At 61.9% G+C, this 12163-nt stretch carries 12 protein-coding genes; 4 read left to right on the forward strand and 8 right to left on the reverse strand.

Annotation, left to right across the window (positions count from 1 at the left end; genetic code table 11):
• Window positions 1–36: 36 nt before the first annotated feature.
• Together P3T20_RS16255 and P3T20_RS16260 are read right to left on the reverse strand one after the other, a co-directional pair.
• A complete protein-coding gene (locus P3T20_RS16255) occupies window positions 37–1089 on the reverse strand; it encodes an endo alpha-1,4 polygalactosaminidase (RefSeq protein WP_429287354.1) in 1053 nt (350 codons plus the stop codon).
• 100 nt (window positions 1090–1189) lie between these two features.
• The gene (locus P3T20_RS16260; protein WP_074267020.1) at window positions 1190–2350 is read right to left on the reverse strand and encodes an iron-containing alcohol dehydrogenase; all 1161 of its coding nucleotides are present in this window, start codon (window positions 2348–2350) and stop codon (window positions 1190–1192) included.
• A gap of 53 nt (window positions 2351–2403) precedes the next feature.
• On the opposite strand from P3T20_RS16260, the gene P3T20_RS16265 reads away from it, so the two are divergent.
• A complete protein-coding gene (locus P3T20_RS16265; protein ID WP_074267019.1) occupies window positions 2404–2688 on the forward strand; it encodes a hypothetical protein in 285 nt (94 codons plus the stop codon).
• Window positions 2689–2747: 59 nt separating this feature from the next.
• Here P3T20_RS16265 and P3T20_RS16270 read toward each other — a convergent pair whose 3' ends face one another.
• The 6 genes from P3T20_RS16270 to P3T20_RS16295 form a co-directional block, all read right to left on the reverse strand.
• Window positions 2748–3455, reverse strand: coding sequence for a YceH family protein (locus P3T20_RS16270; RefSeq protein WP_074267018.1), 708 nt, complete (start codon window positions 3453–3455; stop codon window positions 2748–2750).
• Between the two features lie 218 nt (window positions 3456–3673).
• Entirely contained in the window at window positions 3674–4732 is a 1059-nt protein-coding gene (locus P3T20_RS16275; protein ID WP_429287355.1) for a YncE family protein, read from the reverse strand.
• Between the two features lie 63 nt (window positions 4733–4795).
• Window positions 4796–5518 (reverse strand): TonB family protein, encoded by a 723-nt coding sequence (locus P3T20_RS16280; RefSeq protein WP_429287356.1) that lies wholly within the window; start codon window positions 5516–5518, stop codon window positions 4796–4798.
• Between the two features lies 1 nt (window position 5519).
• Complete coding sequence (locus P3T20_RS16285) at window positions 5520–5918, reverse strand: ExbD/TolR family protein (protein WP_074267016.1); 399 nt, start codon at window positions 5916–5918, stop codon at window positions 5520–5522.
• A gap of 2 nt (window positions 5919–5920) precedes the next feature.
• Window positions 5921–6610: a MotA/TolQ/ExbB proton channel family protein gene (locus tag P3T20_RS16290; protein ID WP_429287357.1), complete on the reverse strand. Its 690-nt coding sequence runs from the start codon at window positions 6608–6610 to the stop codon at window positions 5921–5923.
• Window positions 6611–6622: 12 nt separating this feature from the next.
• Window positions 6623–8794 (reverse strand): TonB-dependent receptor, encoded by a 2172-nt coding sequence (locus P3T20_RS16295; RefSeq protein ID WP_429287358.1) that lies wholly within the window; start codon window positions 8792–8794, stop codon window positions 6623–6625.
• Window positions 8795–9077: 283 nt separating this feature from the next.
• Between P3T20_RS16295 and P3T20_RS16300 the strand changes: the two genes are divergently transcribed.
• The 3 genes from P3T20_RS16300 (at window position 9078) to gcvA (ending at window position 12157) form a co-directional block, all read left to right on the forward strand.
• A complete protein-coding gene (locus P3T20_RS16300) occupies window positions 9078–9800 on the forward strand; it encodes a response regulator transcription factor (protein WP_074267013.1) in 723 nt (240 codons plus the stop codon).
• A 13-nt stretch (window positions 9801–9813) separates the two neighbouring features.
• Window positions 9814–11160, forward strand: a complete 1347-nt coding sequence (locus P3T20_RS16305; RefSeq protein WP_429287359.1) for a sensor histidine kinase — start codon at window positions 9814–9816, stop codon at window positions 11158–11160.
• A 79-nt stretch (window positions 11161–11239) separates the two neighbouring features.
• Window positions 11240–12157: a transcriptional regulator GcvA gene (gene gcvA, locus P3T20_RS16310; protein ID WP_429287360.1), complete on the forward strand. Its 918-nt coding sequence runs from the start codon at window positions 11240–11242 to the stop codon at window positions 12155–12157.
• Window positions 12158–12163 lie beyond the last annotated feature (6 nt).

Consider the following 12163-nt stretch of genomic DNA (forward strand, 5'->3'; position numbering starts at 1 on the left):
AATCTTCGAGCGAACGAAGATGCGGACCGCCCAAATTTAGTTCGACGTCACTGCCGGCAAGAACGACCACCAGCAAACCTGATCAAGCGCGGAGGTGGCGATCGACGGACTGAACCCGGCCGCGACGCTGGCATTCCAGCCGTTTTGCGCGTCCGTGCTGTCCGAGCAACTGCTGACGTAGTCGAGCGTTCCTGTAAAGAACGCGCTGCGCGGTAACTTTCCCTCCGTGCTCTTCCACGTCTGCAGCTCTTGCAACAGCGAACTATCCAGCGACGGCAGAAATACCTGTTCGGCGAAGTTGCCATCCACGAGCATCGGGAACGACACGCCGCCGCTTGAACCGCTGAGGGCCGAGGTCGGCGCATTGTTCAGCATGATCGTCAGGTTTGGGAATTCCGTGCGCAGCTGCGCAACCAGGTCCAGACCGCCTTGCGTGCAAGCGGCGTTGCACGGGCCCTGCGCTGCATTCGCGCCGTGGCCCACGATTTCGATGTTATCCAGCATGAATCCATCGACACCCGTCGCCGCAAGGCGCGACGCAACGTAGTTGACGATCAGGTTCTGATAGGCTGCATTGCCGACGTTCATCCAGTACTCGTCCGAGTAGCCGCTGTACTGGCCGAGCTGGGCCGCTGTATTCGCGCCGCAGGACTCGAAGCCGGCGGGCACCGTTGTCCAGTAGGTTCGCCAGGTCTCGCAGGCGCCGACGTTCAGATAGCTGAGCACCTTCGCCCCTTTTGCCTTGAGCGCGGTAATCTGCGCGGGCGTGAAGTTGGGACTGCCCGTGCCCGGATCGGCGTCGATGACGATCACGTTGAAGCTCGAAGCCAGTTGGGTAGGATTGGCTTGTGCCGCGGTGCCGTAGTACACCGCCCACACCGCAGAGGCCGGAAGGTTTCGCGCGGCCGCAATCGACACGTTGGTCGAGCCGCTCAGCGTGACCGCACTGGTGGCGCTGGAAGTCGTGCCGGCACTGCCGGTGGAACTGCCGGAAGAGCTCTGCGTGCCTCCGCCGCCACCGCACGCGCCTGACAATGCCGCGAGGAATAAAACAGCCCCAAAGAAGCAGCGAGCAAATAGTGAGCGCATGATTTATCTGGTTGGAGTTTTCTACAGCGTGGCATGCGCGGCGGGCCGCCGCGCGCTGCAAATGTAGCAGTGCGCGGGCGGCCTCAGCAACTCGGGTGAATCAGAATGCAGAAGTATAGATAGCCAATGCATCGGCCTCCGAAACGACCCGGGGATTATTGACGAGCAAGCGCGTCTGCAGCATCGCGTCGCTGGCCATCCGTTCGAGACCGCTACGTTCGATGCCCACCGCCCGCAGCGTCGCAGGTATCCCCGTCGCGGCAATCAGGTGTTCTATATGCTCGATCAAGGCCTGGGTACGGCTAGCGTCGCTACCGCTCGCTGCCGGCACGATCACACCGGCTAGTTCGGCGTACAGATGCGCCGCCGCCTCCGCGTTGAAGCGCAGCACGTGCGGCAGCACGAGTGCGTTGGAAAGACCATGCGGCACATGATAGATACCGCCGATCGGATAGGCCAACGCATGCACCGCCGCCACCGGCGAGTTGGCGAAGGCCTGACCGGCAAACGTCGCGCCGAGCAGCATCGCCTCGCGCGCCGCGCGGTCCTGGCCATTCTCGCAGGCAGGCAGCAGATTGCTCGACAGCAATTGGAGCGCTTTCACGGCAAGCATGTCCGAGATTGGGTTCTTCAGACGCACCGACGTGTACGCCTCGATGGCATGCACCATCGCATCGATGCCGGTCGCCGCGGTCGCAGCGGCAGGCAGTCCGAGCGTGAGTTCTGCGTCCAGAATGGCCAGGTCGGCGATCAGCTGCGGCGCCACGACGCCCATCTTTTTCGCTTCGCCAACGGTGACGATCGAAACCGCGGTCACCTCGGAGCCAGTGCCTGCCGTGGTAGGCATCTGCACGAGCGGCAAGCGCGCCACTTCGACCTTGTTGACGCCGTACATTTCGCCAAGCGTTTGCTGGTCTTGCGGCACCAGCACGGCCAGCAGCTTCGCCACGTCCATCGAGGAGCCGCCGCCCAGGCCCAGCACAATCTCGGCGTTTGCGTCACGCGCCCACGAAGTGGCTTCCAGCACGATATGTTCGGGCGGATCGGCGATCACATCGTCGATCACGGTGACCTGCCAGCCGTGGGCGGCGAGATCGGCCAGGGCGGGATTCAACAGACCGCTGCGATGCAGAAAGCTATCCGTGACAACACACAGGCGCGTCAGCGCCGGAAACTGCTCACGCAGCAAACTGCCGAGGCGACGTGCGGCGCCATATTCGACGACGAGCGTCGGCACGGTCTGAAAGCGGAATGTGTTCATGGTGATGTCTCCTCCGGTACCATATAGCCTGAGATTTCGAGGCGAATTTCAACATGATACGCAAGACACTCAACGCGTCCCAGCTACAGCAGGAAGTGAACCGGCGACTGCATCGTCTTCAGGAAGTCGTCGAAGACGGCGTCAAGATTCGCGTTCCTCGTCCGCAGCTGCAAGAGCCCGACAAAACCGGCTGCAATTGGGATATGAAGCACTTCGGCAACGCCGCAGGATTCGAGCGGGACATTGCAGCAGTGCTCCAGGCGGTACGCGCTGAATACAATCTGCGCACGGAAGCAAAGGAAGCGGAAAACCCCTTCGGCGACTTTCCGGGCGACTGAGTTGCGCTGAGTTGCAAATTGCAAACAATCGCAAAGAATTGACTGAGCGTCGCAGACGGTCAGGGCTCGCGCGAGAATTTATCGAGGCTGATGCCCAGTTCCGCAGCCATATGCTCGACGAGCGTCTGAAGGCGCACCAACTCCTCGCCCTGACGCTTCACTTCCGCTCGCAGTGTCTCGACCTCGGCGAATGCCGCCGGGTCTTCCGCAACGCCGCCACGCGCGGCCTCTTCGCTCACGCTGACTTCTCCGCACAACAGATGCGCCCAGCGATGCTCTCGTCCACCCGGCGCACGCGGCAGCTTCACCACGCGTGCCGGTTCGTGCGCCGCAAGTTCATCCAGAAACACTTCAACCGACGAGATATCAGCGAAGTCATGCAGGCGCGAACTGTTCAGGCGCAATTCCGCGGCCGTTTGCGGACCGCGCAGGATCAACACCGTGAGCAGTGCGGCGGACTGGCTCGGAATGCCCAGCACGCGATTCATGTTGTGCTCGAAACGCGGCACGCGGCTGCTGCTGCCTTCCAGCACGAGACTGAGGCGTTTCATACTATCGATGGCGGTGAGCACCTCGGCCTCGCTGACGTTCATCACCGGAGCGCGCGCGGTTTTCTGGTTGCAACCCGCGGTCAGCGCGTTGAGCGAAAGCGGATAGGTGTCCGGCACCGTGTGCTGTTTCTCGACGAGCACACCCAGCACGCGCGCTTCGATGGGCGTCAGGGAACGCATGGCGGGGCGCGGGATAGCGTCAGGGGTGGTATTCATAGATGACTTCGCTTCGGGCAGCGCCAGACGGGCCACCCTGATCGTGAGCCTGACGGGAATGTCGGGCGAAGATCACTATGATATCCGGCATGGGGGCGTCTGCGCGACGGGTTCGCGTCATGTATTGCGCCCTGCGTTGCACGCCAGGTTGTCGAATGAGGTGCGCCCCCCCAGACGACTACGTCCGCCGGGCGAGGATGCCCGGCGGTCTTCAGCCACTACTTACGCTGCGCCACCAACACTTCGAACGTCCCCGGAATCACCGCTGGACGAGGATGGGGATTGTCTGCCGTCGCCGCCTCCGCAGGGCCGAATTTAGACGACACCAGATACACGCGATGAGCCTTGGCGTCGAGGGCCATCGTCTTTGCGCCTTCCAGCGTCTGAACGTTTTGCACCACCGAATAGTGATCGGCATCGTCCTCGTGAACGATCGTCAGCGTGCCGTCCGCGCCATTCGAGCTGAACGCCAGCTTCAAGGCGGGATCGAATGCGGCGGTGTCGGGGTGACCGCCAATCGGCACCTCCGTCACGTGACGGCCTGTGGTCGAGTCGATCACCATCATGCGCTGGTTGGCGCAAACGGTGAACAGGCGCTCCTGCGTGGTGTCGATGGTGAGCCCGGTCGGTTCCTCGCACGGCGCGATCGACCAGTGCGTAAGCACTGCGCCAGCGTTGCCGTCCATCTCGACGATCTCGCCTTTGTCCTCGACGTTGACGAAGACGTGCCCGTGGTTATCCGCGGCGAGCGCCTCCGGTTTGCCGCCCACCGGCATGGTCGCGACCACCTTGCGGCTGGCCACATCGATTGCGCTCACGCTGTTGTCATGCCCGTTGCTGACGAATACCCGCTGCAACGCCGGCACGTACAGGATGCCGTCGGGGTCGGGGCCTGCCGCCTTGATCGTGTCGATCACCTTCAGCGTATCCAGGTTGATGACAGTGATGGTGTTCGCCCGGCCGTTGGTAATGAAGCCAAGCTTGCGATCCTGTACGAATGCGAAGCCGTGCACGCCCTCGGTGTTCTCGATCTCTCCAGACAGCTTGCCGGTGCGCGTATCGACCACCTGTACATGGGTGTCGCGACTGACGAACAGATGGTGGCGCACCGGATCGTATGCCACGTAATCCCAGTGATCTGCGCCGCTTAGACCGTAGTGTTGGGTTATTTCGAACTGCGTATGAGCGCTTTCCGCGGCGACACAGGCTCCCGCCCCTACCAGCATTGACGCTAGCGCGCCGGCAAGAAGGCTCTTCAGAACGTTTCCTTGTTTCACTTTCAGTCGACTCCAGTGGATTTTGTTTATGGCTGTTTCAGATAGGGCCAACCGGACGAACGATTACGAATCGTGGTCGTTGAGGTTGAAGGTGACCCATAACTGCTCGGACAGCGTTTTGCCCACAAATGCGGGCTCGGGTTTGGGATAGGCTGCATCCCGCACGGCAGCCAGCGCGGCACGATCCAGCAGCCCGATGCCGCTCGATACCACCACGCTTACATCGGACACCACGCCGTCGCGATACTGAAATGCGACCCGTGTGCGGCCGGACATGCCCGCCATGCGCGCCGACTCCGGATAACGCAGCGCCGCCTGAATCGCCGCGCGCAGCGCGCCCTCAAAGCTTGCGTTCGGCGCCGTCGCAGCGGGTGCGGCAGCCGGCGGAGGCGGACGCGGCGCGGGCGGAGCTTCGGTCGGTGTCGCGGACGGCAGCATCGGCGCCGGGGCAGGCGTCGGTGCTGGAACCGGTGCGGCCTTAGGCGGCGCAACATGCACAACGTGCTGGACATGACGCGGCGGGACAACCGGGCGCGTGACCTGGGGCGTCTCCGGCTTCGGCGGAGTCAGCGGTTTCGCAGCAGGTTGCGGCGTCGGGACGGGAGCAAGCGCGGGCGCCGCCAGCGTCAGCAACGTCGGCGGCCGTTCGGGTGCCGGCTGCGAGCGATGCGTCAGGAGCACAACGCCGCCGCCAAGCAGCAACACTTCCGCAAGCAGTGCGAACGCCGCAGCAGACGCGAGACGCGGCCGTTCCCGCACAACCTCAGGGGCGGAGACAGTCGCCATGTCAGTTCGCCACGGGTTGCGCAGCCAGCGCGATCTGCGAGACGCCTGCGGCACGGCAGGCGTCCATGACCGCGACGAGCTTCTGGATCTGCGCCTGTTTCGAGCCGGCAATCGTCACCACGGTGTGCGCCGCATCCGCTCGCGCCGCCAGCATTGCCGTCAGTTCAGCAGGGCTCAAAGTTCGGCCATCGACAGAGAGGCTGCCGTCGGTGGCGAGCGTGACAGTCACCTTCGGCGGCGGCAAAGACTGTGTCGTGCTGCTCGTCGGCAACTGCGTGCGCAAGCCGGCATTCGGAATCATGTGCAGCGTGATCATGATGAAAAACACCAGCAGAAAAAACATGATGTCGATCATCGGAATGATCTCGATGCGAGCCTTGCGCGCTTCGAAATACTTCATCGTCACGCTCCCTGCGACGCGAGTTTTCCGACCACGGCGCGCGGTGCTTCGCGCACGGCCTTCGAGGCTTCTTGCGACGTTCCAGCCAGGCGATTGACGAGCGCAGCCTTCACGGTCTCGAGCTGATGCACAACGCCCCGCACGCGATTGTGCAAGCCGTTAAAAAACACCAGACCGATCATCGCCACAAACAGCCCGGAGGCTGTCGCGATCAGCGCTTCGGCGACGCCACCCGTCACCTGGGTCGGTGCGTTGCCGGGATTGGAGAGCACCTGAAACGCGTTGAACATGCCGACGATCGTGCCGAACAACCCAAGCAGCGGCGCCAAAGTGACCACCGTGTCGAGCACCCAGAGAAAGCGGTCGATACGCGGTGCTTCGCGCATGATCGCTTCCTCGAGACATGCGTCGAGGTCTTCACGTGAGGTGTGCCCGGCAAGACGGGCCGCGGTAGAGAATAGCGTAGCCGTCGGCAACGAGTGGAACTGCTCGGCGCAGGCGCCCAGCGTCGTCGCATTGAACTGGTCGAGCCGGTCGATCTGTTCGAGCGCAGCGCGGCTATTGCCGGCAGCGCGCTGTAAAAACCAGCTGCGCTCGATAATGATCGTCAGGGCAACGAACAGCATGGCAGCGATGACGTAGAGGACACCGCCCGAATTGTTCGCGAGGTGCAGCAGAGTGTCGACGGTCATGGAAAACTCCTGTTAGAAATCGGTGGACAGCGTGCCGATAAATGCACGGCCCGGGATGGTCCAGTACAGCGGGGTATTGTCGGCAGCGGTAAAGCCTGCCAGCGCATCGATGCTGGTGCGGTTGAACAGGTTGTCGATCTGGAAGCCGATACGCGTGTCATGCATCCACGGCGCGAGGTTCTTGATCGTGTAGGCGGCCGAGAAGTTGGTCACGGTGAAACCGCCAATCGGCTGGGTGTCGCCCGTATCGCCGAACTGGTGACCGACAAACTTCGTGATCAGCGAGCCGGCCAGCGGACCATGCTCATACAGCACGCCAGCCGCGGCGGTCTGTTGCGGCGCATTCGGCATCCAGTCGCCGGTGCTCTTCTGCTTGGCCGAGTTGAACGTCAGATTGGCGTACAGGCTGAAGCCGTAGCCGAGCGAGAACGTCGCTTCCGATTCGAAGCCTTTGTAGACCGCGCCACCGGCATTGGTGAAGATCGTGTTGTCGCCCACCGTGCGGCTCGTCACGGCATTGCGGAAGTTGATGTAGTACAGGTCCGCCGAAACGGTCAAACGGTTCGTCTTGAAGGTCGTGCCGATCTGATAGTTATCCGTCTGCTCCGGATCGGGCTGGCCAGAAACCGTCGGGCTCTGCACATAGAACACATTCAGGTTCGGCGCCAGAAAGCCCTGCGCGTACTGGATATACGCGCTCCAGTCCGAGGTAATCTGATCATGTACCGTGAGCGAGGGCAACACCTTCGACCAGGTATGACCGAAGTCCACCGGAGTGCCTGAGCCCTGATTCATCGGCGAGTCGATTTGCCGGTTGAACGACACGTATTTCACGCCCGGCGTCACCGTCAAACCATACGGCAGTTGCAATGCGTACTGCAGATACGGCTCGAACGTCAGCAGCGTATCGGTCATCGTGAAGTTCTGTGACAGGAACGCGAAGTTCAGCGAGTCGTCCACATTGAAGTTGTCGCGGAAGTTGGACTGATGCGTGATCCAGGCGCCTAGCTGCAGCGTGCCTGGGCCGATCTTCCGCTCGGCGGTGAGGACGTCGCCCCACGCGCGGTAATTGTTGTTCATCTCCTGACCCGGCACGTCGTTCGGTCCGAGGCTCGTACCATTGGGGGTTTCACCGTTCGGATCGAGCCCGTTAAAGCCGTTATGGTAGTAGCCGTATGTGTACACCTTGTTATCGATCACCCATTGGGCGACTTTCGTTTTAACGTCGATGTATTCGAAGTCGGTATTGATCAGATCGACGTTGTAGCCGTAGTACGCCTGGCTCGCCGGATTGTTGTTCAGGCCGAAGTTCGGGCCAAAATCCTGGATCTGCTGGGCGGTCGCGCCAAGCGGCACGTTTTGGTGGATCTTGTTGTAGGTGGCGAAAAAGGTGACCAGCGTGTCGTCGCCAAGCGGCTTTTCGAGCTTGAAGTAGACATTTTCCCGACGTTGCGCAGAATCAGTCAGGTAGCCGTCGCTATTGGTTTGCGTATAGCCGACCATCGCACGGGCATCGCCCCATTGCTGGATGTCGCCCGTGTTCATCTCGGCACCGGCGGTCCACGTGTTCCAGCTACCGTATGAGCCCAGCACCGAAAACGACGGCGTGAGCGACGGATCTTTCGAGTCCAGCCCAATCGTGCCGCCGAAGGTTGCGAAACCGATCTGCGAGGCGTCGCCCGGACCACGGTCGATATTGATCGAGCCCAGCACCTGATTCGAGAAGAACGACGTCGAGTGGTGCGTGAAGTCGTTGGAATCGCCAAACGGGATGCCGTCGAATGTCACGTTGTACTGACCGTCCTGGAAGCCCCGAATGGAAAGGCTTTGCGATTCCATCAACCCCGCGCCGTTCGGATCGATGTTCGACACGCTCGGCGCGATCTGGATGATGTCGCTGTAGTTCGACGTAGGCGCCGTGCTGTTCTGGATATAGTGCTGGCTGATGATCGACTTCGGTTCGGTAGTCGTGAGCGAGCCCTGCGAGGGCGCCTGGGCCGGCGCCGACTCCACATTCGTCGTAGCAGGCGTGCTGTTAGCGGACGACGACACGGCCGTGCTTTGTACCGAACCGAGATCGCCGGTTGCCTGCGCATGCGAGATCTGTGTTCCGGCGGCGCAGAGCGTCGCAAGAACGAATTGCGTCAGAGGCTTCTGATTGAGCTTTGAACGTACCCGTTGCATGATTCATGCATCCTTGTTTTTGAATAGAGCGGTGGGGGCGATGGAGCAGACAAGGCGGGATGCTATCGATAGCGCATTAATACCGAGTGATGGGTAACTTACGAAGTTAAAGTTCTTATTACGGATACCCAACAACCTGTGCTGCAAACAAAACGGCGCAGACGTGCGCTTAGATTTGTAAGTTTCCGTACACTACGCATTCATTTGTCCACGTTAGGATGGGCACTTTCGTCCAGGCGCCGGCCCTCCTTCATGCCACACGATCAATCGGAAAAACGCTCTCTTGGAAAGTGATGCATCGGCCTCTTACCCGGCGGGGCGCAGACCTCGGATTCTGATCGTCGAAGATGACGAGCGTGTGCGCCTCGAAGTCGCAGCAGCACTCGAAGACTATGGCTTCGCGGCCGATAGCGTGGCGAGCGGGCACACCGGCCTGCTGCGCGCGCTGGATGGCGACTTCGACGCGGTCGTGCTCGACCGCATGCTGCCCGATATCGACGGTCTGTCGATCCTCTCCACCCTGCGCAATGTCGGCAAGGAAACGCCCGTGCTGATCCTCAGTGCACTGTCCGCGGTGGATGAGCGTGTGAGAGGTCTACGCGCCGGCGGCGACGACTATCTGACCAAACCATTCGACAGTCTCGAACTCACCGCACGCCTGAATGCGCTGCTGCGCCGCCGTTCGTCATCCAAGGAGCCGTCTGCATTGAGCGTCGGCGATCTTGTGCTCGATATGGGCACGCATCAGGTCGAACGTGCCGGTGAGGTGATCGAGCTCAAGCCGCGCGAGTACCAGTTGCTCGAATTCATGATGCGGCACGCCGGACAACCGGTCACGCGGGCGATGCTGTTCGAGTCCGTGTGGAACTACCATTTCAACGCCCAGACCAACGTGATCGACATGCATATCGGTCAACTACGCCGCAAGATCAGTCTGAACGGGCGGCTCTCGGTAATGATTCATACAGTGCGCAATGTCGGCTATATCCTCCATGCCGGCGAGTAAGCGGCGAACACGCATGCATCTGAGCAGCGTCGGCTGGCTGCTGGCGGTGTTCATCACCTCGGCGATCGTGCTGTTCGCGATGCTTTACTGGGCGACCCACAGTTACCTCGTGCACGAGGTCGATGAGCGCCTGCTCGGCGAGGTGGCCGAGTTCCATTCCATCGGCCGCGACGAGGCGATCGCGAACATCGATGCGTTGAGCCGGCGCGATGTGGCAAGCAGTCGTCCCTATGGCGTCTTCGATACAGACGGCACGTGGCTCGCCGGTAACATCCACGTCCTGCCGCCAGCGCACGACGGTAAGCCGTTCAACTACGCGCAGATCGTGCGCGAGGGTGACCGCACCGAAACAGAACACTTTCGCGGCATCATCGTGCCCACCGTTAGCGGCGTGCGCGTCGTCGTCGGACACTCGATCGATGAGATCCGTTATTTCGATCACACGCTGCTGAAAATGCTGTGCATAGGTCTGACGCTCACGATCATCCTTGCTGTGGGATGCGGCGCGGCGCTCAATGCAATGTCCAATCGCCGCATCCGCGCCATCAGCCTGACTGGGCGCGAGATCATGGCGGGGCAGCTAAACCGGCGCTTGCCGACCCGCGGCACGCATCACGATCTGGACCGCCTGGCGGAGATCGTCAACACGATGCTCGACGAGATCGAGCGGCTGGTTGCCGAAGTCAGAGGCGTGTGTGCCGGGATCGCGCACGACTTGCGAACGCCGATGACCCATTTGCGCGCAGGGCTTGAGCGTGCGCGCCGGCGCTCAAATAGCGTCGACGATTACGAAAGCGCGGTCGATGCGGCCATCGTGCAATCGGACGTCATGCTCAACCGCTTTACCGCCCTGCTGCGAATCGCGGAGATCGAAGCCGACGGCCGGCGCGCGAGCTTTGGCGATGTGTCGCTCGACACCGTGATCCGCGACGTCGTAGATCTGTACGAGCCGGTAGCGGACGACCGCGGTCTGACGGTGTCGGTGCACGCGCCCGCGCCTGTCAAGGTGCGGGGCGATATCGATCTGCTATTCGGCGCGATCGAAAACCTGCTCGACAACGCGCTGAAATTCACCCCTGGAGGCGGCTCAATCTCGGTCGAAACGAGGATTGAGGCAGGCGAGCCCATCCTGCACGTGGCCGACTCAGGCCCCGGCATTGAAGCCGGCGAGCGCGAAGCCGTTCTGCGGCCGTTCTATCGCAGTCCTAGCCAGCACGCCCAGGCGCCGGCCGGTCACGGCCTCGGTTTGAGCCTCGTGGCGGCCATTGCGCGAGTGCATGACGCCGACGTGGAGATCCACGATAACCAGCCGGGATGCAGGATGGTGCTGCGTTTCAGGGGGAATATGCTGGCGCGGTAATCGAATCACAGGTCACCTTGCTTGCGGTCGGTTGCGAGGCGTAGCATGGCGCACTCCCCTACGCCCTCTTTCGAGTCTCATGCCTTCCACGCGACCGTTGCCGCCGCTTATCGCTCTGCGTGCTTTCGAAGCCGCCGCGCGGCACTTGAGTTTCAGCCTGGCGGCGCAGGAACTGTTCGTCACGCAAAGCGCGGTTAGCCATCACATCCAGAAGCTCGAGAGCGAACTGGGAGTAACACTCTTCGAACGGCGCACGCGCGCAGTTGCACTGACCACAGCAGGGCAGGCCTACTTTGCAAAAGTGCATGCCGCCTTTGAACTCTTGCGCACCGGCACCGCGGAAACGCGTGCAACCACTACCGCGCGGATCAAGCTAACGGTCGGCTTGCTGGCTTCGTTTGCCACACGCTGGCTCGCCCCCCGCTTGCAGGCGTTTTCGGCAGCGCATCCCGGCATCGAACTGCAATTGCGGCCCGATATCGCGCTCGCCGACGTCCCCGGCGGCGAAGTCGACCTGGCCATCCGCTACGGCCGCGGCGGCTGGGCCGACGTACGCGCACGCAAACTCATGCCGGAACGGCTCTCGGTAGTGTGCTCTCCCACCCTGCTCGGCGGCACGCGCCGTCCCCGCAAGCCGCAAGACCTGGTGCGCTATCCGCTGCTCGCGTCACACGCCAAACTGCCCTTCGAATGGCAAGCATGGGGGACCCGCTTCGGCGTGGACCTGCGCGGTGCACAGACAGTGCATCTGCACGACTACAACATCGTCGTGGAAGCGGCCCTCGCAGGACAAGGTATTGCCATGGGCCGGCATCGCCTGATTGCTCCGCAACTGGCGAGCGGCGCACTGGTGCAGGCAGTGCCTGATGCGGTACTCGACGATCCGCGCATCGGCTGGTGGCTCGTCACGCCGCGCGCAGCGAAGGGCGAGATTGAGGCTGTAACGGTCTTCCGCGACTGGCTGATGCAGACCGCGGCGCAAGACCCGATAAACTGAACGCAT

This window comes from Paraburkholderia sp. GAS206C, from assembly GCF_050435645.1.
Classification (GTDB): domain Bacteria; phylum Pseudomonadota; class Gammaproteobacteria; order Burkholderiales; family Burkholderiaceae; genus Paraburkholderia; species Paraburkholderia phenazinium_B.

Excerpts from the sequence above, each read along its gene's own strand:
- P3T20_RS16255 (WP_429287354.1), bottom strand. The coding sequence starts at position 1,089 with ATGCGCTCACTATTTGCTCGCTGCTTCTTTGGGGCTGTTTTATTCCTC.
- P3T20_RS16260 (WP_074267020.1), bottom strand. The coding sequence starts at position 2,350 with ATGAACACATTCCGCTTTCAGACCGTGCCGACGCTCGTCGTCGAATAT.
- P3T20_RS16265 (WP_074267019.1), top strand. The coding sequence starts at position 2,404 with ATGATACGCAAGACACTCAACGCGTCCCAGCTACAGCAGGAAGTGAAC.
- P3T20_RS16270 (WP_074267018.1), bottom strand. The coding sequence starts at position 3,455 with ATGAATACCACCCCTGACGCTATCCCGCGCCCCGCCATGCGTTCCCTG.
- P3T20_RS16280 (WP_429287356.1), bottom strand. The coding sequence starts at position 5,518 with ATGGCGACTGTCTCCGCCCCTGAGGTTGTGCGGGAACGGCCGCGTCTC.
- P3T20_RS16285 (WP_074267016.1), bottom strand. The coding sequence starts at position 5,918 with ATGAAGTATTTCGAAGCGCGCAAGGCTCGCATCGAGATCATTCCGATG.
- P3T20_RS16290 (WP_429287357.1), bottom strand. The coding sequence starts at position 6,610 with ATGACCGTCGACACTCTGCTGCACCTCGCGAACAATTCGGGCGGTGTC.
- P3T20_RS16295 (WP_429287358.1), bottom strand. The coding sequence starts at position 8,794 with ATGCAACGGGTACGTTCAAAGCTCAATCAGAAGCCTCTGACGCAATTC.
- P3T20_RS16305 (WP_429287359.1), top strand. The coding sequence starts at position 9,814 with ATGCATCTGAGCAGCGTCGGCTGGCTGCTGGCGGTGTTCATCACCTCG.
- gcvA (WP_429287360.1), top strand. The coding sequence starts at position 11,240 with ATGCCTTCCACGCGACCGTTGCCGCCGCTTATCGCTCTGCGTGCTTTC.